The organism is Streptomyces sp. ICN903 (assembly GCF_022015835.1).
Taxonomy (GTDB): Bacteria; Actinomycetota; Actinomycetes; order Streptomycetales; family Streptomycetaceae; genus Streptomyces; species Streptomyces fenghuangensis.
Map to the genome: position 1 here is coordinate 1 of NZ_JAKMAY010000022.1, position 25,625 is coordinate 25,625.

Below are 25,625 nucleotides of genomic sequence, written 5' to 3' on the forward strand. Positions count from 1 at the left end.
GGGCAGGGTGTGGTTGATCTCGAGGAGGCGGGCTGCGCCCGAGCGGAGGTCTGGGTGGGCGGAGAGGCCGGCGCCGAGGACCTCGTAGAGGCAGTGGCCGTTCTCGGTGGCGCAGCTGACGTCGATGACCGGTGAGCTGTTCGGCTGCCGGTCCGCCCGCAGCAGGGCCGCCATCAGCTCCAGACGTACCGCCTCGTGGGTCTTGCAGGTGCGGTCGGCCGCTGCCGAGGCCTCCAGGGCCTGGGCGAGGGCGGTGCCCGGGGCCGTCTTCGCGGAAGTGGTGCCTGTCGTGGTGGGCATGGGGGCGGGTTCCTCCGGCTCGGGCTGCTGCGGGGCTTGGGGAGTGTGCTCGTCGTTCCCCACCGGGACGGTCGCGGTGGCCAGGCGTTCCTCGAGGGTGTGTCGTGCGTGGGACAGGGCGTCGGCCCAGCCGCTGCGCTCCAGGTCGGCCCGGATCCGGCTCGCGTCCGGGGTGCCGGAGGCGAGCGCTCGGTCGGTGTTCACGGCGAGGTCGCGCAGCAGGTTCAGGCGGGCCCTGTCCGGGGAGCCGAGTACGCGCCAGACGTCCAGCCAGTCGTGCTGGTCCAGGCGCAGGCAGCGGTTGGCCATGCCCTTGAGTTCCGAGAGCCGGACACGGGCATCGCCCGGGACGTCGCCGTCGGCCAGCTTCCCGAGGACGCCGAGTGCGTCCGCGTAGCGCTTGGCCATGGTGGGGGAGATGGGCTTGCGGCCGCGCTCGTCGGCCGTGACGAAGCTGACGGTGGAGTCGTGGCGGAGCACCCAGACGTCCAGCTCCGCTCCAGTGGCGGGGGGCGTGGAGCCGTGGCGCACGGCCAGGAGCAGCGGGCGGTCGGTGGGGGGTGAGACGGCTTCGACCTTGTAGTTGCCGCCGCTGGTGTGGCCGAGCACGCGGACGCGGAGGTCGGTGCCGATCTCCGGGATGCCGGCCTCCGGGATGTCGCCCGCCGCCGTGTCCGGTGCGGAAGCGGGGGTCGGCTGCTCGGTGGTGTCGTCGGTGTCCGTGAGGGCCTCGGGGAGCGGGGAGGTGTGCAGGACGGTCAGGCTCTGGGTGCTGCGGGTGAGGGCGATGTAGAGCCGGCGCAGGCCGGCCGGGCCGCGGTCGGCGATGGTGGCGGGTTCGAGGACGAGGACGTGGTCGTACTCCATGCCCTTGGCGTCGGCGGCGGCCAGGACGGACACCGCCTCGCGCTCCTGGCCTGTGACGCCCTCGGCCAGGTCCAGTTGGCGGCTGATCTCACCGAGCCAGCCGGAGTCGTCGGGGACGATGACGGCCACCGAACGCAGGGTGTGCCCGTCGCTGGTACCGACCAGGCGGGTGACCTGGGCGACGGTGTCGACGAGGAGCGACCACGGCTCGGTCGCCACCGTCCGCACGGCGTCCTCGCCGGCCTCACGTACGGCCCGGGGATAGGGCAGGGCGGGAGCGACGGCGCGGGCCAGGGGAGCGACGAACTCCATGATCTCGGACGGCACGCGGTAGCTGGTGTTCAGCTCGGCCACGCGCCAGTCGCCGTGGTCGGACAGCAGGGCGCCCAGGCGTTCCCAGTCGGTGTAGGTGTGAGGACCGGTGGCCTGGGCGAGATCTCCCAGGACGGTCATGGAACCGTTCGCGGCGCAGCGGCGGCGCAGGCAGCGGGCCTGCATCGGGGTCAGGTCCTGGGCTTCGTCGATGACGATGTGCCCGTAACGCCGGGGTGTCTCCCCGTCGATGAGGTACCGCAGCTCCTCCAGGCAGACGCGGTCGTCCAGAGTCCACGGCTCGTCGGCGGCCGCGGTGGCCCGGGGCCGGTGCAGGGCGGCCTGCTCCTGTTCGTTGAGGATGCCGTCGGCGCAGGCGCGCAGCAGGTCGGCCGAGTCGTACAGGCTGCGGAGCGCCTCCCTGGCACCGGGTGACGGCCAGACGCGCTCGACGAGGCGCTCGACCCGGCGGTTGCGTTCCAGGTCGCGGCGGATGGTGTTGTCGCGGCTGCGGCGCGGGGAGATGGCGATGAGTTCTTGCAGGAGGCGGTCGACGAGCAGGCTGCGGAAGCGGTCGCGGCGTTCGCGGTAGGCGCCGTCGCCATCGCGGGCCTGGTCGAGGACGGCGAGGATCTCCGAGCGGGGAACGCGCAGGGTGGTGCTGCCGGCGGTGACGGTGAACGCCGGCTCGTCGCCCTCGAAGGAGGGTGCGGTGGTGAGGCCGTCGAGGGCCTCGGGACGGCACTCGTTCTCCACCCGCCGCCGCAGGACGGTGGCCATGCGCTCGTCGGACTTCACCAGCCGCGCCTGCGGGCTGTCGGAGCCGAGGACCTCGCCGTCCCACAGGCGGTTCAGCTGTACGGCGTTGACATCGCGGACGCCGAGCGTGGGGAGTACCTGCCCGACGTAGTCCAGGAACCTCTGGTGGGGCCCGATGACCAGGACGTCCTGGGCCTTGAAGTGGTCGTTGTGGACCAGCCAGGTCACGCGGTGCAGACCGATCGCGGACTTACCGGTACCCGGACCGCCCTGCACGACGAGGATGTCGGAGGGCGAACCGGTGACCAGGTCCATCTGGTCGCGGCGGATGGTCTCCACGATGTCCCGCATGCGGCCGCCGCGCGAACGCTGAAGCTCCCGCAGGAGGAAGTCGTCGGGCTGCGGAGGCTTGCGCCGCTGGATGCGCACGACATCGCCCGGGGTGGGGACCTGCGGACGCGGCGCCTGCCGCTCCTGAGGGGCGGCGGCCGGCTCCGCTGCCTGGTCTTCCGGGGCCGCCGGCTCGGCCTCGTCCATGGCCGGCCGGGGCCGGGGGACGGTGCCGGCGACGGCGATCTCGTCGAGGTAGTCCTCGACGATGCGCTGCGCGCAGCGCAACTGCCGCCGCAGGAGCACCTCACCGGGTTCGGAGGGCAGCGCTTCGGCCCACTTCTTGGCCAGCGGGCTGGTCCACAGAAGGACCACCGGATCCCCGGTGGCGGGGTCGCGGACGCCACGGCGGCCGATGTACCAGGTCTCGTGGGCGGCATCGGCCCCCTCCCGCACATCGACCCGGCTGGTGACCAGCGAGGCGCTGCCGAGGCCGCCGTACGCCGCGGCCCGCTCCTCGGCCTCGATCCGGTTGGCGACGCCGTCCTTCCCGCTGGCGGAGGCCGTGGCGACCGACTGCCCGGTCATCTCGGCCAGTTGCTTCTCATAGCAGTCGTAGGCGCGGTCCACCGCCTTCTGCTCGATGGCGATGACGGCGTCGCGCGTGGTGGTGCTCATGTACTTCCCCTCCCTTGCAGCACCCCGGGAGGCGCTGCGCCGGGCATACACCCGGACCCCACGAAAAGAACTATCAGAGACTCCACTGGTGTGGGCAGTCAGGACGCCAGTTCGAGGGCGGGCCCGCTGACCTCCGCCCGCCAGGCGCGGACCTGCTCGTACGTGGGGTCGATCTCGTACTGGTGGTCGTGGCATCCCAGGCAGAGGCGCGACCAGACGGCGTTGGCGCGCCGAGCGAGCTCCGCCTCGGTTTAGCAGCGGAGACAGAGCATCTTGGCCCGCATCGTGGTGGCGGCGGGACCCGGGAGCGCGGCGCCCAGCGTGCGGTCGACGGCTGGCGGCTGCTGCACAGTCCGGAGGCCCGGGCCCACGCGGTGCTGAACGACGGGAAGTCCTCGCTGCGCACCATCGCCCGGCTGGACAGGGAGGAACTCGAAGGGGCGGTCGAGGCACTCCGGCCCGTGCTGGACCTCGAGGTCGGGCAGCGCGACGCCGGGATCGTGCTCAGCGCCAGGCGCGTCGCCGACGCCCTCGGCCGCGGTCCGCTCGCCGAAGCTCACGCAGCCCGCGATCTGCGCAGCGAGATCGAGGTGTTCACGGCGTCGCCGACGCCGGCCCTGCCCCGGTAGGACGCGGGTAGAGTCCACCGGCATGGAGCCGATCACGTACAGCACCTCTCGCGTGGTCCTGCGGGAACTCGCCGTGGACGACGTGGAGGCGGTCCACGCCGTCTACGGCGACCCGAAGGCCACCGAGCACCTGTCGTTCGAGCCCCGCTCGCGCGAGCAGGTGGAGGGGATCGTCCGGCGCTCGATGGCCTCGGCCGGCGAGGAGCCGCGCACCGAGTACGCGCTGACCGTCACCATCCTCTCCGGCGAACTGATCGGCTTCGCCCGCCTGGCCATGGACCCCCACCAGCCGCAGGCCGCCACCATCGGCTTCGCACTGAATCCCGCGTACTGGGGCCAGGGGTACGGCACCGAGACCGTCCGCGCACTGATGGGCCTGGCGTTCGACCGGCTCGGCCTCCACCGGCTGTGGGCGGCGCGCTCTCCCGCCAACGAGGCGTCCCACCGCACCCTGGTCAGGGCGGGGATGACCGAGGAGGGACGCATCCGGGGGCACGTGTACGTGCGGGGGAGCTGGCGGGACTCCGTCACCTACTCGGTGCTGGCCGAGGAGTGGCAGCCGGAACGGTGACACTTCCGGTCTTCCGCATCGCAGGCGCCTCCCTTCCGCACATGGCAGCATGACCACGATCCCCTTGCTGTCAGGTGCGCCCCAGTGCACGAGTGCAGGCAGTGCTTCGGCGGTGGTTCGGGGAGGAATGACCGTGTGCCAGCCCCGGCGCCGGTGTCTGCGAGCCTGTGATGATGCCGGGCTGCCGGTCGTCGGTGTTGACCGGTGTCAATCTTCTTTTTCCCGGGCTCAGTTCAGGTTGCCCTCCGGCCGACGCCGGGGAGGAAACGCCCGGCGCGGGCGGTGTAGGCCGCGTACGCGGCGCCGTGCGCGGCCCTGAGGCAGGGCTCCTCCACCACGCGGACCTGGAGTTGGACGGCCGCGACCAGGCAGGCCAGGGCGAGGAGGGAGACCGGGTTCGGGACCATCAGGGCCAGGCCGGTCGCCGTGCACGTCATGACGGCGAAGACGGGGTTGCGGACGTGCGCGAACAGTCCGCCGGTGACCGGCGCGGTGCGCTCCCCCGCGTCCACACCCACCCGCCAGGAGGCGCCCATGTTCGTCTGCGCCGCCGTCGTGGCCGCCACCCCCGCCAGGGCGGCCACCAGCCCGGTCCACCGCAGCGCGGGGACGGCGGCGGTGGGCAGCCCGGCGAGCGCGGCCAGGGGAGCGGCGACCCCGCCGAGCAGGGCGGCCACGAACAGCACCCCGGCCCACCAGGAGGCTTCACCGGGGCGGCCGGAGACGCCGCGGAAGCCCGCGTCCCCGGTGCGGCGGCGCTGGAGAGCGGCGCGGACGCCGAAGGCGAATTCCGCCCACCCCAGGTGGAGGGCGAGCGCGGCCCGGTCCCAGCCGTTCACCGCTTCACCTCCGCCTCCGGCACGGGTGCGCAGCAGGCGCAGCCCGGGCGGCAGCCGCAGCCGTCCTCCTCGGCCCCGGCCGGCTCGGTGGCCGCCGCGGCTGCCGCGGTGGCGTTCGGTGCGCAGCAGCCCCTGCCCTGCCAGGCTTCGCGGCCCTCCTTGACGGCGACGGCGGCGATCACGAGGGCGGCGGCGGGGTCGGCCCAGGTCCAGCCCAGGGCGGCGTTGAGGAGCAGGCCGGCCAGCAGAACGGCGGACAGGTAGGTGCACAGCAGGGTCTGCTTGGAGTCCGCCACCGCGGAGGCGGAACCGAGTTCGCGTCCGGCCCGGCGCTGGGCGAGGGAGAGGAACGGCATGACCGCCAGGGACAGGGCGGCCAGCACGATGCCGGGGGCGGAGGGCTCTGCCTCCCCGCCGCCGGTCAGTGCCCGGACGGCGTCGACGGTGACGTAGGCGGCGAGCGCGAAGAAGGAGACGGCGATGATCCGCAGGGCGCGCTGCTCGCGGGCCTCGCGGACGGCGTGGTCGGCGGCGGAGAACTGCCAGGCGACCGCGGCGGCCGAGGACACCTCGACGACCGAGTCCAGACCGAAGCCGATCAGCGCGGCCGAGGAGGCGGCCGTCCCGGCGATGAGGGCGACGGCCGCCTCGGCGACGTTGTAGGCGATGGTGGCCGCGACCAGCAGCCGTATCCGGCGGATGAGGGCGTCGCGGCGGGCCGGGGACGGGCCCGGGGACAGGGGTGTTCCGGCGGCCACGGTCAGCAGCACCCCTTCTCCGCGGCGTCCGGGCAGGTGCGGTCGGCGGCGACGGCGACCACCGCGGTGCGCAGGTCGTCCAGCGCGTGACCGAGGCGGGGGTCGGCCAGCTCGTAGCGGGTGCGACGGCCCTCGGGGGCGGCGACGACCAGACCGCAGTCGCGCAGGCACGCCAGGTGGTTCGACAGCCGGGTGCGGGAGATGCCCAGCGCGTCGGCGAGATCGGCCGGGTAGGCGGGGGCATCGCGCAGGGTCAGCAGGATGCGGCAGCGGATCGGGTCGGCCAGCGCCCGGCCGAACCGGGTCAGGGCATCGAGATCGGTGGCGAGAGTCAGCACATCGCGACAATACACATGAACTTGAATTCAGGGAACCTTGAACTGTTTCGAGGTGTCACCGCAGGAGCTCGAAGGCGACCGCGGCCGCCAACCCGCCGAGAACGGCCCCGGCCACCGTCTGGGGCGGGGCGTGGTCGCGCAGCGCGACCCGGGACCAGCCGATGACCGCCACGCCCGGCAGCAGCCACGCCATCCAGGTGCCGTAGGCGAGGACGAGCACCACGACCACGCCGCCGGCGACGGCGCTGTGGACGGAGACTTTCCATCAGAGGGTCACCAGGATGGTCGTGGTCGGCCGGCGAACATGGCGACGACGGGAAAGGCCGGCTCGGAAGCGGCACGGAAGGCATCCACCGGACCCTCTTCCCGGCAGAGCCGGCACCGCGCGCTCGACATCCGCTGACCCGCCGTCAAGGCGATCGGGACCGTACCTATTCGCCCGCGGTCACCAGCCCCGACTCGTAGGCGAAGACCACCGCCTGGGCGCGGTCGCGCAGGCCGAGCTTGTTCAGGACACGGCTCACGTGCGTCTTGACCGTCTGCTCGGCCAGTACCAGCGTCTGCGCGATCTCCGCGTTGGACCGGCCGCGGGCCACCAGGGTGAGGACCTCGGTCTCGCGTTCCGTCAGAGCCTTGAGCCGCAGCGCGGGCCTGCCCCGGGCGGCGGGACGCTGCCGGGCGAAGTCCGCGATGAGGCGGCGTGTCACGGAAGGGGCGAGCAGCGCGTCGCCCGAGGCCACGACGCGTACCGCCGCGATGAGGTCGGCCGGCGGCGCGTCCTTGAGCAGGAAGCCGCTCGCGCCCGCCCGCAGCGCCTCGTACACGTAGTCGTCGACGTCGAACGTGGTGAGCATCAGGACACGCGGCCGGTGTGTCACACCCGGCGGGGGCGCCAGGATGTGGTGCGCGGCCCGGAGGCCGTCCATCTCGGGCATGCGGACGTCCATCAGCACCACGTCGGGGTGGGTGCGCCAGCTCAGCTCGACGCCCTGCGCGCCGTCGGGGGCCTCGCCCACCACGTCGATGTCGCTCTGGGCGGCCAGCAGCGCGGCGAAGCCGGCCCGCACCATGGCCTGGTCGTCGACGATGATGACCCGGATCGTCATGCCGCTCCCTCACTGTCGTTCTCCGTCACCGGCGGCGTCACCGGCAACCGCGCGGCCACCCGGAAGCCGCCGTCCGGCAGCGGCCCGGTGTCCAGTTCGCCGCCCAGCAGCCGCACCCTTTCCCGCATGCCGACCAGGCCGTGCCCGGTGCGGTCCTCCTCGAACGGTGCGGCGGGCGGGTCGGGCGGCGGCCCGTTGACGACGAGGACGGTGAGCCGCGCGCCGTCCCCCGAAGCGGACTCCGACACCGACACCTGTGCCGGAGCGCCCGGCGCGTGCCGCACGACGTTCGCGAGGGCCTCCTGGACGATGCGGTACGCGGCCAGGCCCACCACCTCGGGCACGTCGGCGTCGCAGGGGGTGAACTCCACCGGTACGCCTGCTCTTACCGTCGCCTCCACCAGCTGCCCGATCCGTGTCAGGCCCGGCTGGGGCGCGAGCTCGCCGTGCGTCTCCTCGTTCCGCAGCACGCCGAGGAGCCGTCGCATCTCCCCGAGCGATTCGCGCGCGGTCGCCGCGATGGACGTGAACTCCTCCCGCACGTCCGGCGGCAGCCCGTCGAGGCGGTACACCGCGGTGTCCGCCTGCACCGTGATGACGGACATGTGGTGCGCCACCACGTCGTGCAGTTCGCGCGCGATGCGGGCGCGCTCCTCCAGCAGCGTCCGCCGGCCGCGCTCGGCCTCGCTGATCGTCTCCTGCTCGGCCAGCCTGCGCTGCGCCTCGTACCGCTCGCGGAGCGCACCGCAGAGCACGAGCACGGCGCCGCTGAGCACGATGAGCAGTGTGGTGCTGCCGCCCGTGTCGTGGGGCACGGCGAACTCCAGGCCGATGCCCGCGCCCACCGTCGCCAGCCACACCACCACAAGCGTCCGGCGCGGTTCGCGCAGGCCGAGGGCGAGGCAGAGACCGACGTACCCGACGATCTCCATGGGCGGGAACGGCCACAGGAGCCGTTCCCCGAAGTCGACGGCGAGCAGGGCGAGCGCCCCGGCCACGTCCGCGGTGAAGATCACGTACCAGGCCCTCAGCGGGCGGACGACGGCGAGCAGCAGCGGCGCCGTCTGCGCGACGGCCAGCGCGCTCGCCACGCCGCTGTTCAGGCCGTAGTCGGCGGTGAGGACCACGATGGTCGTGGGCAGCAGGGCCACGCACAGCACGAACGCCACGGCCCACGGCAGCAGCCGTACCCACCGACGCGGCGTGTCGGCGAGCAGCGCGCGTGGGCGCTGCTCTCCCCCTGAGTTCATGAGCCCCAGCTTAGGCGTGGCGGGGCCGCGTCAGGACGCGTGCGGCCGCCGGGTCGGCCCGGCGCGGGCGCGGTCACCGGTCCCGGCGGCGGGGTCCGCCGGGCCGCCCGTGCCGGGTGCGCGGCGACCGCTGTGCCCGCACGCGCGCCGGGCCGTGAGCCGGTGCGTGCCGAACGCCTCCGGTGCCGGCACGGAGCGGCTCCCCCACCTCGTGCAGGTGGCGCAGGACCCGGCGGTAGGAGTCGACGAGGCCGGTCTCCGTGTAGGGGACGCCGAGGTCGTGGCAGTGGGCCTTCACCAGGGGCCGGGCGAGCCTCAGGTGGGGTCGGGGCATGCTGGGGAACAAGTGGTGCTCGATCTGGTAGTTGAGGCCGCCGAGGAACCAGTCGGTGAGGACGCCGCCTTCGATGTTGCGGGACGTGAGGACCTGGCGCCGCAGGTGACCCCACTTCTCGCCGTCGGGGTCGGGCATGTCCATCCCCTTGTGGTTGGGCGCGAAGGCCATGCCCAGGTGCAGCCCGAACAGGGCTTGGTGGAGGGCGGCGAAGACGAGCGCCCGCGCCGGCGGCATGGTCGTCAGGAGCACCGTGAGGTATCCGGCGACGTGGGCAGTGAGGAGCGTGCCTTCCACCAGGCGCTCGCGGCCGGTCCGGCGGCGCAGGTCCCGGAAGCCGTAGAGCTTCAGGGCGAGGCCCTCCAGGAGGGTGAGCGGGAAGAAGAGCCAGGCCTGGTGGCGGGTGAGCAGGCCGCGGAAACCCGTGCGGGTGGCGGCCTGCTCGCCGGTGAAGACGAGGACGTCGGCGGCGACGTCGGGGTCCTTGCCGATGTGGTTGGGGTTGGCGTGGTGGCGGTTGTGCTTGTCGTTCCACCACGCGTAGCTCATGCCGAGCAGCAGGTTGCCGTGGACGAGTCCGATGCGGCGGTTGGTGGCCCGGTCGCCGCTGATCTGGGCGTGGCCCGCGTCGTGGCCGATGAACGCGGTGCGGGCGCACAGGACGGCGAGGACCGGGGCGAGAGCGAGTACCCACCAGGAGTCGCCGGTGAGTGCCATGCCGGTGACGACGGCGGCCAGACCGAGTGCGTTGGCCGCTATGGTGCGTGCGTACCAGCCGGTGCGCCGGTCGAGCAGCCCCTGCCCCCTGACGTCGCGCAGCAGGGGTGTGAACTCGCTGCCGGTTTCAGGTGAGGGCTGCCTCGCGGCGGTTCTCGCGGGGTGCGGCGGAGCGGTTTCGTCGGTTGTGGGCGTGCCGGGTGTGGACATGGTTGCGCTCCGGTGTTCGGTGGAGGGTGTCGTGGTGCTCGGTTTCGTCCGGTCGTTCGAGGTGCCCGGTGCCGCCGGTGGCGAGGGTCCGTGTCTCGGCGGCCCCGGACCGTGGTGACGCGGCGGCGCGGACACGCCGCTCACGCCGCTCACGCCGCTCACGCCGCTCACGCCGCTCACGCCGCTCACGCCGCTCACGCCGCTCACGCCGCTCACGCCGCTCACGCCGCGAGCGCGAAGTAGAAGAAGCCCGCCGCCAGCACGCCCGCCGACGCGCGCAGGACCGTTCCGGTGCGGTCCCACGGGGCCTCCAGGGGCCGGGCGAGCCTCGCGATCGCCACGAGCAGCCCCGCGAAGAGCGGCATCCAGGCCAGCCGCGCCAGGATCCATCCGACCGTGTCCGGCGCGGTGGTCAGACCGGGGACCTCACCGAAGTACGAGGCGGGGACCGCGGCGGCGAGCATCGCCGTCTGGTGCCAGCACAGGATCGTCATCGCCGACAGGTTGACGATCACCACCGGGCCCCACAGGGCGGGGCGCCGGAGCAGCCGGGCCAGCCGGTCGCGCAGCGCGATCGCCGCACCGGACTGGAGGGCCGCCAGCGCGAGGACCAGCAGGGACGGCGGATGGGAGTTGGTACGGGATCGGCCGGGCACGCCCACCATCGACGCCGGGTAGTGGAAGACGAGCAGCAGGGCGGCGAACAGGGCCGCGCCGCCCGCGAGCAGCAGCCACGCCTCACGCCGGCCCAGCCGCCTGTCCGCCCAGGAGACGCCCAGCTGGTAGGCGAACATCCAGCCCGGGAGCAGGTTGAGCAGGCTCAGCCAGGACGGCACGGCGTCCGCGTAAGGCCCGTAGCGGAGGAAGTCGACCACCGCGACACAGCCGAGCAGCGGGGCGGCGGCCCAGAAGCCGAGACGCCGCGAGGCCCGGACGCAGTACGGGGTGAGGGCGGTGATCACGGCGTAGACGCCGACGAACCACAGGGGCTGGACGACCAGGGTCGACGCGGTGTGCAGCGTGGCGGTCGGGATGCCGAGGCCGTAGTGCAGGGCCGGCAGGAGCAGCGCCCACACGGCGGTGGCGCCGAGGACGGGGCGGCCCAGTCGCCCGAGGCGGCCGGCGGTCCACTGGCGGGCCAAGCCCGTGCGGCGGTGGAAGGAGAGGTACGAGGAGTAGCCGCCGACCAGGAAGAAGATGCCCAGCATCTGGAGGAGCCAGCTTGCCGGGGCCAGCGAGCCGAACGCGGCCAGCGGGCTGGCGTTGTGCAGGCCGCCGCCGCTGTCGAGGGTGAAGCCGCCCAGCAGCCAGTGGCCGGCCGGGACGGCCAGGAGCGCCGCCGCGCGCAGGCCGTCGACGGCGCGGTCGCGGTGGGCGGGGGTGCGTTCGTCGATCCCGGCGGTGAACTTCGCGAGCTTTGCGGAGGCCTTCACCGCAGGTCCCCGCGGGCGATCGCCGCGAACGCGGTCAGAGTGGAGGTACCGGGGGCGAGGTACTCGTCGTGTGCCGGGACGTCGTCGGCGGGCAGGACGGTCGCGCCGAAGCCGGGCGAGGTGGGGTCCGGGCCGTGGCCCAGGCCCAGGACCTCGACGTTGGGGACGCGGTCGATCCAGTCCTTCGGGGACTTCGCCGCCCAGACGCGGGCATCGGTGCCGAGCGCGGTGACGCCGTCGGCACGCATGCCGGGCGAGCCCATGACGACGATGTCGCTCGCGTCGGTGTCGGAGGCGGCGAGGCCGCAGACCACCGAGCCGTAGCTGTGGCAGAAGAGGGAGGGGCCGGGGAGGCCCGCCGCGTCCAGGCCGTCGGTGAAACGGGTGAGGCGCTCGGCACCGGCCTCGGCGAGCCGGCCCGTCGCCAGGTCCAGGCCGATACCGGAGGGGGTGGTGTAGCCGGCCCAGGCGATGACGGCCGTGTCGTCACCCGCCTCCCTCTGGAGGACGGCTGCCTGCTGCGCCGTGGCGTCGAACGTGGCGAGGTCGGTGTCCGAGCCGGGGACGATCACCGCGATGTGGACGGCGCTCTCCAGGTCACCCGCGACCTGCGCGATCATGCCGCGGCCGCGCGGGTCGTACGCCAGGACCTGGTCGCCCGCGTGGGCGTTGGCCTCGTAACGGAGGTCTACGGGAGCGCCGTCGAGGTTGCCCACCACGGTGGGGTGGTCCCTGGCGAGTCTGCGCTGCTGAGCGCTGGTCAGGCCGGCGAAGAAGGCCGCCACCTCATGCGGGCCGGCCGTGGCGGGGTCCGGTGGCTCCTTGCCCGGGAAGCCGTCCGCCAGCCAGGCGGCGGTGCCGGGGAGCGGACCGCTCGGCGGGCTCTGGGTGCTCGCCGAGGCTGAGCCCGCCGTGCCGCCGGCCAGCAGTGTGGTCAGCAGGGCGGTGACCAGAGTCCTCCTGAAGCGGCGCATCCGTCCCTCTCCTTCGTCTCGTCCGCGGTGACGGCGGGAAGGTAGGAAGGCGGTGGGAGGCGGGGCGTCACTCCGGGGAGCCAAGTCGGCGGTGATACCCGGGTAGGGGGTGGGTGAGAAACCGTTGCCTTTCGACCGCGGTGAACATCGGGCGGGGCGCGGGGACTCGGGCGGGCGATAGAACGCCGGAGGCAGCGGGTCAGGCGGTGCTTGGCGGCGAGGTGCCAAACCGTCCCGGGCGAGATGACCCCAGTGGTCTGCCGTGACCCGACGGTCGGCTTCCGGGTTTCCCTTTCACGGCTTCTTCCCCGGTGATGGAATGAGGAGGTCCGGCCTGAATCATCGTGGGAGAGACATACGCGTGCACGCTCAGGAGACCACCTTCAGCAAGCTCGTCCAGGGCGAGAAACAGTTCCAGGTCCCGCTCTACCAGCGGACGTACAGCTGGGGTGAGGAGGAGCTCAAACGCCTGTGGGATGACGTGACGGAGTTGGTCGAGGATCGGCTCGGAGGGCAGTCACCGGCGGCGCACTTCCTCGGCTCCGTCGTGTTGGCGCCGGGGCGCATCACGGCGGGAGGTATGCAGCGCTGGCTGGTCGTCGACGGTCAGCAGCGGCTCACCACCCTCATGCTCGCCTTCGCCGCCCTGCGCGATCGCCACCGCGAGCGCGGAGAATCCTCCCGCATGAAGGCCGAGCGTATCCACAACCTTCTACTGGTCAACAGCTACCAGTCCGGTGACGACCACTACCGTCTGCTGCCGACCCAGGCCGATCGCGAGGCCTTTGCCGCATGTGTTGACAACTCCCCTCGAGCCGGCGGCCCCGGTAACGTGGGCAGCGCCTACCGGTTCTTCCTGCGTGCCCTCACCGAGGGTGAGGAGAGCGGAGGGGAACAGTGGACGGACGCGGTCGAAACCGTGCTGAGCGATCTGCTGACGATCGTCGAGATCACGGCCGCAGAGGGCGACAACGTCTACCGCATCTTCGAGTCGATCAACAACACCGGCGTCGGACTCAGCCAAAGCGATCTGCTGCGCAACTACGTCTTCATGTGTCTGCCCACCCGTGGGGAGTCCGTCTACCGCAACCTATGGCTGCCCATGCAGAAGTTGCTCGGGCCGGAGCGTCTGGAACTGCTCGTCTGGCTCGACCTGGTGGTGGCCGGCAACAGCAGGGCCAAGCAGAGCGATATCTACCGCGACCAGAAGCAGCGCCTGGAACCCCTGAGCGGTGACGAGGCCGCCCTGGAGGCGGAGATCGCATCACTGGCCCGGCGCGCCGGGCGTCTGATGCGCATCCTGGAACCCGGGCGCGAACCACACCCGCAGTTGCGCGAGGTGCTGGAGAGGCTCTCCCGGTGGGGAGGGCAAACGCACTACCCGCTGGCCCTTCACCTGCTCGACCGGGTGGACACCGGCGACGCCACCGCAGACGATGCCGCCCTCGCCCTGGCCTACGCCGAGAGCTACATGGTGCGCCGCCTCTTCGCGGGCCTGTCCACCACCGGTAGCAATCGCGTCTTCATGGAGATGGCCAAGGAACTGGAGAAGGACGGCCCTCGGGCCGAGGCCGTACGCCGCTTCCTGTCCAAGAACACCGGAGTCAGGGCGTGGCCCGGGGACGCCGCCGTGCGCGAGGCGATCCGAACCCGCCCCTTCTACCGGGCAGGCCGCAGCAACCAGCGGTTCCAGGTACTGCGCAGGCTGGAGGAGAGCTACGGCGGCAGCGAGCCCGTCGACTACGCCAGGGCGCGGCTCACCGTTGAGCACGTCCTGCCGCAGCGGCCGGCCCAGCAGTGGTACGACCTGCTCGCCGAGGAGGCCGAGGACGGCCAAAGCCCGGACGAACTGCACGCCCTGCTGGTCCACACCCTGGGTAACCTGACCCTGTCCGCCGACAACGCGCGGCTGTCGAACCATCCGTTCCGCCGCAAGCAGGAGATCCTGGATGCCAGCGCCCTGCGCATGAACCAGAAGATCGCAGCCCAGGAACGCTGGGGCCGGGCGGAGATCCTTGCCCGTGCCGACGAACTCGCCGAGTGGGCTGTGCGGTTGTGGCCGGGGCCTGTTGAGGACGCCCTGCCTGCCGACGACGAGTGGACCGGATGGAAGGAACTGCGCGCTGCGCTGCTCGCCATGCCGTCCGGTACTTGGACGACATACGGTGATGTGGCGGCGCTGATCGGTACCCACGCCGTTCCGGTCGGGCAATACCTGGCCTCCAAACCGGGGGTCCACGGTGCGTACCGCGTCCTGACGGCAGACGGCCGGGTCTCGTCGAAGATCCCCTCGCCCGGCGGCCAGCATTCGGAGGACCCGAGGACGCTCCTGGAGGCGGAGGGCGTCACCTTCGACGAAGCGAAGCGCGCCCGCCGTTCCCACCGGCTGACCACCGCCGACCTGGCGGCTCTCCTCGGCAAGGACATCGCCGAGGACGCCGCCCCGGTTCCCGACACCGATGTGGAGCAGCAGGCGGCGGCCGGCCGCTTCGAGGCGCTGCTGCGTGACAACCAGACCAGGGAGACAGTGGCGGGTGTGCTGGAAGCACTGCGGTTCTGGGAGCAGCAGGGCGGTTACCGCGCCTACGGGCGGGCGAGCGAGACCAGTTGCTCGCCGGTGATCAGGCTGGGCGGACGGCTCGACTCCCGAGCTCTGTGGCCCATCGCGATCTACCCGGTCACCGGCACGGTCGAGGTCGTCTTCCAGCACCTCAAGCGACGTCCTCCCTTCGATGACGAACCACTGCGCCGCGAACTGATGACCAGGCTCAACGAGATCGAGGGCATCGACCTCGCCGAGGCCAAGCTCGATCTGAGGCCTTCCTTCCCGATCGAGGTCTTCGCGGAGCACGGGGAGGAGATCTGCGCCGTGCTGGAGTGGTTCGCGCATACGGTCGCCCTCTCGGAGGCGCGTCGCATGCTGGACGACGACCCCGGCACGTACTGAGAACCGGGGCCGGACGGACCTCGTGTGCTTCCCGCACTCCTCGTACGAGGCACGAGGTCCGTCCGGCCGGACGGCCGGGCTACGAGGAGCTCCTGCCCACGACGGGCGCCAGGAACGGGCTCGGCGTGCCGTGCCAGGACACCCGGAGCGCCTCCCGTGCCCGTGTGCACGCCACGAACAGCAGGCTCAGCTCGCTGTTCATGTCCTCCTGGTGCTGCTGTGCGTCGACCTCCGCCGGAGTGACCGCCGACTTCATCGGCACGGTGCCGTCGTTCACGCCGGCCACGGCCACGCACCGGAACTCCAGCCCCTTCATCCGGTGCATCGTCGCGACCCGCACTCCGGGGCCGCCGCGTCCGCGGCCCAGTACGCACGCCGCGATCCCGGCTCCCTCCAGAGCCCGCGCGATGTCCCGCCCGAACTGCAGGAACCGCACCGCGACCCCGATGTGCTCCGCCTCCACCCCCGAAGTGATCCACTTCTCCACCCGAGCCACCAGCGCGGCCATCTCCTCGGATCTGGTCGCGTACGCGGCGGCCTCCGGCCGTTCACCGTGCATGGTGGAGCGGTAGCCGGTCAGGGACTCCTTCGCACCGTCCATGTCGTCCGGTTCCTCGCCGGTCAGCAGTGAGGCGGACCACAGGAGGATCTCCTGTGTGGTGCGGTAGTTGATCCGCAGCCTGTGCGAGCGTCCCATCACCGGGATGCCGAGCGAGCGCAGCGAGACACGGTTGCCGTAGATGCGCTGGTGGGTGTCGCCCGCGATGAACAGGTCGTCAGGACCGTGTGCCGAGAGGGAGCGGAGGAACCGCCACTGCGCGGGATGCAGGTCCTGTGCCTCGTCGACCACCACGTGCCGGAACGGTCTCTCGCCGAGTTCCTCCGTGACGCGCGCCGCCTCGGCGCACACCTGCAGGAAGGTCCACTCGCCGGCCTGCCGCAACTGTTCCTCGAAGGCGGCTATCGCCTGCCACACCTGGAGCCGCTTCAGCGGCCCGAGCGGGCTGCTCCGGCCGGTCCTCGGCGCCTTCAGGTACTCCTCCGGTGTGGTGAGCGCCTGCGCGAGGACGACCTGCCGCCACTCCTGGTCCAGGAACACGTCCGTGAAGTCGAGATCCAGGCGGCGGGCGATCCGCGCCCAGCGTGCGGTGACCTCCTTCTGGTCGAAGAGCAGTTTCAGCGGTGCGCCGCCGCGCCGCGCCCGTACCATCTCGTTCGCCAGGGCATCGACGTTCACCACCCGGATCCTCGCGCGGACGGCGGCGTCCGCGACCAGCAGTTCCAGGCTCCGCTCCAGTTCGGCGGCCAGGTCCTTGGTGTAGGTGGTCAGCAGCACGCAGCCGCCGGGCGCGTCGGCGGGCAGCTGCCGCGCCAGGTGGTACGCCCGGTGCAGGGCGACCACCGTCTTACCGGTACCGGGGCCGCCCATGACGCGTGCCGGGCCGGCATAGCCCTCGTGGTACGCGACCCGGTACTGGCTCGGATGCAGGAAGACCCGCCATGCGTCGAACGGCCGCTCCAGGATCTCCTGCAGCTCGTCGGTGCCGGAGACCAGTGCGACCCGGCCGCGTGAACGGGCCATGGCGGTCGCGAGTTCGTCACCGCCGGAGGGGTTGGTCGGCTCCGGCGCGGTCCGGGCGTACGCCTGGACGATCTCCCGGTCGATCTCGGCCGGTTCCATTCCGGTGGCGAGTCCGAGGAGTACATCGTACTGCTGCTCCGGGAGCACCTTGTGCAGTGCCTCCAGATGGGTCTCATCCGGCACCAGCCGGATGATGGGCAGGATTTCCTCGTCCACGCCGAGGCTGCGAAGTACCTTGTCCGGGAACTTCGGGGCGGGGAACAGACGGGAGGGCTCCTCGGCCGCCCGGGCACGCAGCCCGGCCGTGACCCGCTCCAGAGCGACGTCGTTGCGGATCTCGACGCCCTGGGTGGCCTCGTTGACCGAGGCCCGGTGCTTCGCGGCCCACTCGTTGGCCTTGTCGTGGGGAAGGACTCTCAACAGCAGGTAGCTGTCGCCGGTTTCCGCCTTGAGGACGACGCCCCGCCAGAAGTCGGTGATGCGGATGGTCCGGATCCGCGGGTCCCGCTGGTGTGTCAGCTTTTCGAGGTGGAGTCCCGCGTGTGTGGCCGCAGCGAACTTCTCGAACACCTCGTACACGCGTCTCTGGACGGCTTTCTCCAACCCGGCGAACTCCAGCAGGAAATCCCGGTGCATGCCCAGTGTCGCCATTCCGTCCCTTCGGAGGCCCTTCTCGGATCACCTCACTCTACTGAGAGGCGCCTGTGGGGGAAGGGAGACCACGTGAACCGTCCGTCGCGCCTCCGGGGCTGGACCGCCACCGCAGGCGCCCATGAGGCCGGGGCCGTACGGGCGCATGCGATGGCGGCCCGCGAAGGTCACCGGCGCTGGGCGGGGAAGGACGCCGCGTTGGGGCGTCGCGGGTTGAAGACCCAGACGCCCTGGGAGTGTGTGGCGCCCATCACGCGCCCGGAGTCGCGCAGCCAGGGGTTCGCCCTCTGGAACGGGGCGAAGTTGTCATTCGAGACGATCACGCCGCCCACCTCCTCAGCGATGCTGATGACCAGGGCGTCGCCGCGTCCCTCGGTACCGGCCGGGGGCTGGACCACCGTGCCGGCGGCGATGGCCGCCTCCACCTGCGGACGTTCATTCTCGGACACGTCGTGCCGGAGCGTGGCATCGACGACGACATGGATGTCCCGGTCCGGATGCTTGAACCTCAGCGACCTGATGGCGGCCTGGAGTGCGGCGAAGCTCGGCTGTCCACCCGATGCTCTCGGGGGGCGGCCGTTCCAGGCGAGGTTCGAGCCGTCCACGACCAGCGGCGCGGCCGCCTGCCCGCCTGCGGCGGCCGGCCCGGCCACGGGGGCCGGTTTGGCCGCGGATGCGGGACCGGCCGGCCGGGAGTGAGCGCTCCCGGCCGCCTGGGGGCGGTCCTGGTGAGGATGCGTCGGCTTGGGCGCGCTCTGCCCGGCGGGGTGGAGCGCGAGCAGGCGGTTCAGCTCCTTTCGCACCTCCGGGGGAACGCTGCTGTCACCGAACACCTTCACCTCGCCGTCGAGGACGATCTGCCCGGTCTTCTGCAGCGTCGCCCTGACGGTGAGGAGTCCCTCCTTGCTGTAGGTGTACTCCAGATCGAAGACACCGTCCTCGGCCCTGCACCTCTGCGGGTAAGCAAGGGTGAGTTCGGTCAGCTTGACGTTGTCCGGGTGGTCGACGGGACGGTCCGGGTCCCCCTCCCACACCTCGACGGTCAGCTGCGACACGTGGTCCCTGGCGGGCTGGTACGACTTGGTGCGCTGTTGCGGCAGCCGCTGATTGCGGTCGATGAGTGCGCTGAAACCGCGCCGCCCCTCCTGGTCCTTGGTCACCGTGCCCAGGGCATGGGTGTTGACGACCCGGATGATGCTCCTCAGCTCACCGTCCATGGCGGCGGCGCTGATCGCGGCCCCCTGGGCCACGGCGGTCATGGGGTCGCACAGGGCGGTGTCCACGAGTTCGCAGTCGAGCGCCTCCGACACCGCGGCCCGCACCGCGGGAATCTGACTGCTCCCCCCGATCATCAGCACCGCCGTGAGGTCCTGCGGGTCGATCCGGGCCTGTTCGAGGCACTCCTCGACGGGGTCGAGCGCCCGGTTGATCAGGTCCTGGATTCCCTCCGAGAACTCCTGCTGGCCGATCTCGACGGCCACGCCGTCCGGTGTGACGATCCGGACCGACTCCTGCTGCGACAGCAGGATCTTGTTGCGCTCGATGTCCAGGTTGAACTGCCGCTGCTCGGACTCGCTCCACCGGCCCCGGGCCGGAGCCCGGTCGAGGACCATACGGCGCAGCCGGGCGTCGATCTCCAGCCCGCCGAGGCGGTTGACGCCCCGGCTCGCCTTCTCGTCGAAGAAGCCGTCCTCGTGCAGCAGGAGTGTGGCGTCCATGGTGCCGCCGCCCCAGTCGAAGACCAGGAACTCGCCGTCCTCCTCCATCGCGTGCGCGTAGGCGATCGCCGCGGCGGTCGGTTCGTTGAGCAGTGTTCTGACCTTGATGCCCGCGGCACGGGCGGCTTCACGCGTGCGGAAACGCGCCGCGCCGGTCGCGTTGGCCGGCACGGTGATGACGGCTTCGTGGATCTCGGTGGCAGCCTCCTCCTCGGCCGCGCCCGCCATGGCCCGGAAGACCCCGGCCGCGGCGGTGGTCGCCGCGAACCTCTGGCCGCCGATGGTGACGAGGGGCTCCTCGCGCAGCATCCGCTTGCACGCCTCGACGGCGCTTTCGGAGCGCAGTTTGGCCTCCCAGCCGAACAGGGTGCCCGAGCGCAGGGAGCTGGTGCCCACCACCGAGGGGTAGAGCAGTTCGAAGCCGGGGCGGCGCCAGTCGGCGTCCAGCCCCTGCCCGCCGATCTCCAGGACTTCGACGTACTCGCCGTTCCACTGGGCGGCCACCGAATTGGTGGTGCCGAAGTCGATGCCGGCCGCGGTCATGCTTCCTCCCCCACAGCCGTGCCCGCGGGGCCGGGCACGCGCCGCAGCTGCCCCGCGAGGATGACCTTGCCGGTGAGTTCGTCCACGTATGCCGGACGCAGGAGCTCGAACGCGTCACCCTCGCCCTCGGTCACCACGAATCGGTCGCTCTGCTCGGGCTCGGTCACCCGGTTCAGACGCAGCTCGCGCAGATGTGCCTCCATGGAGCCGCTGACTGTGTCGCCGCCCCGGTCCGCCTGGGACCAGAGCAGTGCGTCGATCTCGGCGATCCGGCCGGCGAATCGCGCGCGGGTACGGAACTCGTCCAGGACTGCCTTGCGTACCGCGGTGTTTAGGGCGGAGACGGAGGCGGGATCCTCAGCCGGGGTGTTCCGCAGAACCTGAGGTATCCGCTCGACGACACCTTTGATGACCGTCATCGCGTCGATCGGTTCGGGGCGCTCGGCAGGCGCCGGGGACTGCGCGTCGATCACCGCGGGGGCCTCCTGCCGGGACTCCCTTCGCCGCCTCAGGCCCCCGGGCCTGTGCGGGGCCTTCCCTCCTTGCGTGCCCGGCTGTATCCGACCGCAGTGCGGACACGGCCGGTTGGGGCGCAGGGGCTTGTGAATCTTGGCGCCGCGCTTGGCGGAAGCCTTCTTCTTCGGAGTCATCGGAGCTCTGCCTTGTTCGGATCGTGCGATGTGTCGGGTCCGGCAGCCGTCACAGAGCGGTGTCGTGACGGTCGAGGTGGGGAGCCGTCGTCCGGAAGTCGTCGATGAGTTCCACGGCGGCCCGGGCACGGATGGCCTCCAGATCCGCACCGCTCGTCACGGAGGTGCGGCGGGGCAGCGGCTCCAGGGGCGGTATCAGTTGTCGTGGTACCGCGGTGGGCATCACGTAACGGGAATGGTCGAGAGGGATCTGGAAGAAGACGTCCCAGCCCGCGTCACTGCGGAGGGCGCCGCGGATACGGTCCTCGGCCTGGTTCAGCCGCGCCTGGCCGGCCTGATCCCCCTCACGCTGCACGAAGATCTCACGGCAGTGCTGCTCCCACCTCGTGGAGCCGTGGTCCAGCCCGATCTCGAGGAAGGGGTTGGTGACCGGGCCGCGGTCGTTCTTGGTGGTGGCCCGCCAGGCGAGGACGAGGGCGAGATTGCGCTCGGCGATGTCCCCGCCCCTCTCGGCGGCCTTGCGCGCGTGCTCCTCCGCAGCTGCGAGGGAGCCTTCCACGGCCGCCGTGTACGCGGCGATCGTGTAAGCCTCCGCGAGCAGGGGGGCCGGGACGTTCCGGCCGGTGCCGTCCTCTCCCGTGAAGGACCGTGCCTGGCGCGCGGCGGCCTCCAGATCGCCAGACTTCACAAGGTCGTAGGCCCGGTTCAGGGCGATCAGGGCGTGGAAGGCGCTGCGCGTGGGATCGACCGGCCCACCGGGCTGCCACAGTGTGGACATCAGCAGCCACAGACCTCGGTCCGCGACCGTCTCCAGGGACCACTGCCCGGTCAGTGCGCCGGACCTGATGTTGCGCAGCTCGATCTGCTGGGCCCGGGGCAGGGCGGCATCGAGCGCGTCGATCGAGGACAGGTCGCCGTCCACCACCACGTCGTACAGCAGGTCCCACACGTCCTCGGGCTCCCGCCGCAGGGGCGTCCCGCCGTTGAGGAAGTCGCACCGCCGCAGGTAGGAGTCCCATCCGAGCCGCTCGGCCTCCTGGCGGGTGACCGCCGTGGGAGCCAGGCGCGCTCTGAGATAGAGAGCCTCCGCCTCGTCACGCGACCGCCACGGCTCGTCCTCCGCCAGCAGCCCCCCGTGCTCAACCAGTTCGTCGACGACGGACAGCGGGGCCCAGGAGAGGACCTCTTCCAGGAAGCGGTTGGGCACGGGCACCGCACCACGGGTGGCAGCGGTGACGAACAGGGAGAACGCCGGTCCGCCCGACACGGCGCGGGCGCGCCTGCCGACTAGTTCCGCCCCGGGCGCGGTGGAGCACAGCACCCGGCACCGCTCGAGCCCTGGCTCGTTGAGCCACCGCACACCGGCGGCCCACAGATCCCGCAGGTGGCGGAGTACGGCCTCGGGCGGCAGGGAGGCCAGACCGGCGCGTACCGCGGGAAGCAGGACCTCCCGGTCCGGAGTACCCTCCAGCGCCCGGGTGAGCGTATTCCGCTGGTCCTCGGACAGCGCCGTTGCCCGCGTGATCTCCGCCAGCATCCCGTGCACCGCCTCCACGGCCTCGCTTCCGGCGACTCCGAGCCAGCGCCACTTGCGCTGCGCGAAACCGCTGACGCCCGCGGGACCGCGGCTGCGCCGACGCTCCCGCGCACGCGCCAGACGCTCCCTCTCGGCTGCGACCGCCGCCCGGTGAGCGGCGGCAGGATCCGTCATGTCGTACACGCCGACAGACTATCCGTGCCCACCGACAGCCCTCGATGCCGCGGTCGCGGAGCCCGAACGCGGCCTCCCCGGCAGGGGTGCCGTGCATGGTCGGCGGTCAGCAACACCGGCTTGGCACGGTCTGGCGGGAGCCGGCCCACCAGGTGCCTGGCCCGGTGCAGGGTGACGATGGTCCTGCCCGTGCCGGGACCGTCGCCGGTGCGGAGGGTGGCCTCCGGACGGGTGGTGGTGCGGGCCGGGCCGTGGTTCCCAGCAACCCCGGCTCGGCCGGCGCGCCGTGGGTGCCGGCCGGCCCAGGTCACGCAGCAGATCGCACACCGCACGCCGCCCCGTCAGCAGTTCGCTCCGCTGGGCGGCCTGCTGACGGTCGCCGACCGCCAGGCTGTCCACGGCCTCGCCGACCGCGGCGACACGGCGGCGCAGCCCTTCGCGCCGCCGGGACATCAGGCCGCCGTACCGCCGCGCCGCCGGAGTGAGCGACGCCCGGACAGGAAGTCCCGCTCCGTTGCGGACATCGGTCCTCACATGGCGAACGGCTCGTAGGCGAGAGCCCGGGCGACCACATCCTCAGCCGACGGCTCAGGCCCTTTGGGGTGGGGGGTCAGGCCGCCGGCATGCCCCGTCGGGCACACCGGAGCTCTGTCGAGCCGCTCCAGCCAGTCGTTCGACTCCCTGCCGCCGGCATGGTCCGTGTCGATAATCCGCCGCACGAGCGCGACGGCTTCCGCCTGGCTCACCCCCACGTCCGTCGGATCGCGTTCCTCCGCAACCGGGTCGAGGGGCGTGGCGACGGTGGGACGGGCCGGTGCCGGTGAAACCGGGGTGCTCCGGCGGGCGCCGGCCGGGTAACGTGTGCGCCATGTCGAGTCCTGAGTCGGACAGGGTGGGGGCTTTCGGTCACGCCGTCAGCCCCCTGCACCACTGAGCCCGTAGCTCTCCGCCGTCCCGCCGTGTTCCGCGGCCGGGCGAGCGTGCCCCGGGGGCCGGCCGCGGTGACGAGATGACCTTCTCTCGTGCCTCTCCTCACCCCGGAGCCACTCGATGCCTCTCGCGCTGTATCTGCTCGCCCTGGCCGTCTTCGCCATGGGCACATCCGAATTCATGCTCGCCGGCCTCCTGCCGGATCTCGCCGCCGACCTCGGTGTCACGGTCGGAGCGGCGGGCACGCTCACCTCGGCCTTCGCGGTCGGCATGGCCGTCGGCGCCCCTGTGATGGCCGCCCTGGCCCGCGCCTGGCCCCGGCGCGCCGCCCTGCTCGGGTTCACCCTGGCCTTCGCGGCGGCCCACGCCGTGGGCGCCGTCACCTCCAGCTTCCCGGTGCTGTTCGCCACCCGGGTCGTCGCCGCGCTGGCGAACGCCGGGTTCCTGGCCGTCGCCCTGACGGCCGCCGCCGCACTCGTCCCGCCCGAGCGGAAGGGGCGTGCGCTGGCCGTGCTGCTGTCCGGCACCACGCTGGCCACGATCGCCGGCGTCCCGGGTGGGTCGGCGCTGGGCACGCTGCTGGGCTGGCGGGCCGCGTTCTGGGCCGTCGCCGTGCTCTGCCTGCCCGCGGCCCTCGGTGTCCTCACGGGCGTCCCGGCCGGACGCGGGCGGGAAGAAGCGGCCGGCGGGCCGGCCCTGCGTGCGGAGTTCGCCCAGCTCACCAGGGTGCCGCTGCTGCGGGCGATGCTGCTGGGCGCGCTGGTCAACGCCGCCACGTTCGCCGGTTTCACCTTCCTCGCCCCGGTGGTGACCGGCCCCGCCGGGCTGGGCGCGTGGTGGGTCCCCCTCGCCCTGATGCTCTTCGGCGCCGGTTCCTTCGCCGGGGTCACCGTCGCCGGACGGCTGGCCGACCGGCACCCCGGCCCGGTCCTCGCCGTCGGCGGCCCGCTGCTGCTGCTCGGCTGGCCGGCCCTGGCGCTGCTGGCCGACCGGCCGGCCGTACTGCTCGCCCTGGTGTTCGTGCAGGGCGCGCTGTCGTTCGCGCTGGGCGCCACCTTGATCACCCGGGTCCTGTACGAGGCCGCCGCGGCCCCCACCCTGGCGGGGGCGTACGCCACCGCCGCCCTCAACACCGGCGCCGTCGCCGGCCCCCTGATCGCCGCGGCCACCCTCACCACCGCCGCCGGGGTCCTCGGGCCGCTGTGGGCGAGCGGGACCCTGGTCGCGGCCGCACTGCTCATCGCCCTCCCCGCACGGGCCGCGGCCGCGCCCGTCCGAAGCACCGAAACGACCCGGTGAGGAAGGAGTTTGGCCGCCGGTCCGCCGGACCCGGATAATCCGGCCGGTCGACGGTGGGGGAGGCGCGGATGGCCGAGGTGTTCGCGTGCTGTGGGTGCGGCACCGTGCTGACCGCCCCCGTGTCGCGGATCGCGCTCCCCGTCCACGCCCACCACACGTACGGGCACGAACTGCTCCCCCGCTGATGGAGCCGGGAACGTACGCGGTCGACCCGGAGCCCTCCGGGCCGCCGTGGCGGCCGTGGAGCGAGATCGGGCCGGAAGAGGCCGAGGCACGCGGGGTGTTCGCGCTGGTCCCCGCCCTGTCCTTCGGGACGCCGGGGGCGATCGTCGTCGCGCCGGGCGACATCCGCCGCACCACCGTGATCCCGGAGCGGTGCGACGGCTACTGCATGGGGCTGGACGGGCGGGACGGCCCGAACCTGGCGTGCACGGGGTGCGGGGAGCCGGTGGCGACCCGCATCGACGACTGCTCGCTCTGGCAGGCGGTGCGGCTCGAACCCGGCGCCGTGCACCGTCTGCCCGCCGACGACCCCGGCCCCCGGACGGTCGGCCGTGACGAGCCGGCCGAGGCGTGGCAGGGTTTGCCGCCCGTCGAGCAGACCGGGGCGTGGAGCCCGCTGTGGGAGGCGGCGGCGGGGGAGGCGCCGGCCCATCTGCCGGCCGCCTCGGCGGGCGAGCCCGTGGCCGTCCCCGACGGTCTCGCCGCGGAGACGTTCGGTCGCGTGCTGGACGCGCTGCTCCCGCCCGGACCACCGTCCCGCGAAGCGGTCCTGGCCGGGCCAGGTCTGCCCGCCCTCGGTCCCGGCCCCGACATCGCGCTGGTCCCACGGCATCCGCGGACGGGGCGGGTATGGCGGCCGCCGGGCGGCGCGCAGAGCCCGCCGGCCGTGCCGCTGGCCGCTGGTGTGTGGGCGCGCCTGGCCTTCCACAGCGAACGGTCGCCGCTTCCGGTGACCGGCGGACTGCCCGACGGCGTCCTCCGCGACGATCCGCCACCGATGCGTCCGTGGCGTCCGTTCCGGCCCGACCCGGGTGTGTTCCTCCACCGGCTCGCACGGCTGCCCGCCGTCCGCCTGCCGTGGCTGCGCGAGATCTACGACCGCGTGAGGAGCAGCCCGTACGACCATCCGTTCTGACGCCGTGTCGGACAACTTCCGCAGCAGCCCGTCGAAGAGGCCGCGACCGTG

Annotated in this window: 18 protein-coding genes and 2 pseudogenes; 5 read left to right on the forward strand and 15 right to left on the reverse strand. The window is 72.5% G+C overall.

All coding sequences use genetic code 11. From position 1 onward, the window contains the following. On the reverse strand, positions 1–3,246 hold a 3,246-nt coding region (locus L7D48_RS04180; RefSeq protein ID WP_237877495.1), incomplete at its 3' end, for an AAA family ATPase. Positions 3,247–3,434: 188 nt separating this feature from the next. Between L7D48_RS04180 and L7D48_RS04185 the strand changes: the two genes are divergently transcribed. Beyond that, on the forward strand, positions 3,435–3,875 hold the full coding sequence (locus L7D48_RS04185) for a hypothetical protein (protein ID WP_237877498.1): 441 nt from the start codon (positions 3,435–3,437) through the stop codon (positions 3,873–3,875). 22 nt (positions 3,876–3,897) lie between these two features. Then, positions 3,898–4,446, forward strand: a complete 549-nt coding sequence (locus tag L7D48_RS04190; protein WP_237877500.1) for a GNAT family N-acetyltransferase — start codon at positions 3,898–3,900, stop codon at positions 4,444–4,446. Positions 4,447–4,679: 233 nt separating this feature from the next. On the opposite strand, the gene L7D48_RS04195 is transcribed toward L7D48_RS04190, so the two are convergent. From L7D48_RS04195 to L7D48_RS04235, 9 genes and pseudogenes are all read right to left on the reverse strand, one after another. After that, positions 4,680–5,285 carry a methyltransferase gene (locus L7D48_RS04195; protein WP_237877502.1) on the reverse strand — a complete coding sequence of 202 codons (606 nt, stop codon included), beginning with the start codon at positions 5,283–5,285 and terminating at the stop codon, positions 4,680–4,682. After that, a complete protein-coding gene (locus tag L7D48_RS04200; RefSeq protein ID WP_256462422.1) occupies positions 5,282–6,052 on the reverse strand; it encodes a cation transporter in 771 nt (256 codons plus the stop codon). Before L7D48_RS04200 ends, L7D48_RS04195 begins: the two co-directional genes overlap by 4 nt. Then, the gene (locus tag L7D48_RS04205) at positions 6,046–6,381 is read right to left on the reverse strand and encodes a helix-turn-helix transcriptional regulator (RefSeq protein ID WP_237877504.1); all 336 of its coding nucleotides are present in this window, start codon (positions 6,379–6,381) and stop codon (positions 6,046–6,048) included. The genes L7D48_RS04200 and L7D48_RS04205 overlap by 7 nt, the downstream gene beginning before the upstream one ends. A gap of 55 nt (positions 6,382–6,436) precedes the next feature. Beyond that, positions 6,437–6,625 (reverse strand): annotated as a pseudogene (locus tag L7D48_RS04210) (phosphatase PAP2 family protein); the annotation flags it as partial. 187 nt (positions 6,626–6,812) lie between these two features. Then, entirely contained in the window at positions 6,813–7,487 is a 675-nt protein-coding gene (locus L7D48_RS04215) for a response regulator transcription factor (RefSeq protein WP_237877508.1), read from the reverse strand. Then, on the reverse strand, positions 7,484–8,737 hold the full coding sequence (locus L7D48_RS04220; protein WP_237877509.1) for a sensor histidine kinase: 1,254 nt from the start codon (positions 8,735–8,737) through the stop codon (positions 7,484–7,486). The genes L7D48_RS04215 and L7D48_RS04220 overlap by 4 nt, the downstream gene beginning before the upstream one ends. A gap of 73 nt (positions 8,738–8,810) precedes the next feature. Further along, positions 8,811–9,998, reverse strand: a complete 1,188-nt coding sequence (locus L7D48_RS04225; RefSeq protein ID WP_237877512.1) for an acyl-CoA desaturase — start codon at positions 9,996–9,998, stop codon at positions 8,811–8,813. Positions 9,999–10,219: 221 nt separating this feature from the next. Next, entirely contained in the window at positions 10,220–11,431 is a 1,212-nt protein-coding gene (locus L7D48_RS04230) for an acyltransferase (protein WP_237877514.1), read from the reverse strand. Then, positions 11,428–12,405, reverse strand: coding sequence for an alpha/beta hydrolase (locus L7D48_RS04235; protein ID WP_237877516.1), 978 nt, complete (start codon positions 12,403–12,405; stop codon positions 11,428–11,430). The genes L7D48_RS04230 and L7D48_RS04235 overlap by 4 nt, the downstream gene beginning before the upstream one ends. A 361-nt stretch (positions 12,406–12,766) precedes the next feature. On the opposite strand from L7D48_RS04235, the gene L7D48_RS04240 reads away from it, so the two are divergent. Then, complete coding sequence (locus tag L7D48_RS04240; RefSeq protein ID WP_237877518.1) at positions 12,767–15,352, forward strand: DUF262 domain-containing protein; 2,586 nt, start codon at positions 12,767–12,769, stop codon at positions 15,350–15,352. A 79-nt stretch (positions 15,353–15,431) separates the two neighbouring features. On the opposite strand, the gene L7D48_RS04245 is transcribed toward L7D48_RS04240, so the two are convergent. The 5 genes from L7D48_RS04245 to L7D48_RS04265 form a co-directional block, all read right to left on the reverse strand. Continuing rightward, positions 15,432–17,585: a UvrD-helicase domain-containing protein gene (locus tag L7D48_RS04245; protein WP_237877520.1), complete on the reverse strand. Its 2,154-nt coding sequence runs from the start codon at positions 17,583–17,585 to the stop codon at positions 15,432–15,434. Between the two features lie 167 nt (positions 17,586–17,752). Beyond that, positions 17,753–19,846, reverse strand: coding sequence for an Hsp70 family protein (locus L7D48_RS04250; RefSeq protein WP_237877522.1), 2,094 nt, complete (start codon positions 19,844–19,846; stop codon positions 17,753–17,755). After that, entirely contained in the window at positions 19,843–20,319 is a 477-nt protein-coding gene (locus L7D48_RS04255; RefSeq protein WP_237877523.1) for a hypothetical protein, read from the reverse strand. Before L7D48_RS04255 ends, L7D48_RS04250 begins: the two co-directional genes overlap by 4 nt. A 226-nt stretch (positions 20,320–20,545) precedes the next feature. Further along, positions 20,546–22,207 (reverse strand): hypothetical protein, encoded by a 1,662-nt coding sequence (locus L7D48_RS04260; RefSeq protein ID WP_237877538.1) that lies wholly within the window; start codon positions 22,205–22,207, stop codon positions 20,546–20,548. 530 nt (positions 22,208–22,737) lie between these two features. After that, complete coding sequence (locus tag L7D48_RS04265) at positions 22,738–22,953, reverse strand: e9imm peptide (RefSeq protein WP_237877524.1); 216 nt, start codon at positions 22,951–22,953, stop codon at positions 22,738–22,740. Positions 22,954–23,257: 304 nt separating this feature from the next. Between L7D48_RS04265 and L7D48_RS04270 the strand changes: the two genes are divergently transcribed. Continuing rightward, positions 23,258–24,436 carry a Cmx/CmrA family chloramphenicol efflux MFS transporter gene (locus L7D48_RS04270; protein ID WP_237877525.1) on the forward strand — a complete coding sequence of 393 codons (1,179 nt, stop codon included), beginning with the start codon at positions 23,258–23,260 and terminating at the stop codon, positions 24,434–24,436. Positions 24,437–24,504: 68 nt separating this feature from the next. Further along, positions 24,505–25,574 (forward strand): annotated as a pseudogene (locus L7D48_RS04275) (hypothetical protein). Positions 25,575–25,625: the final 51 nt, after the last annotated feature.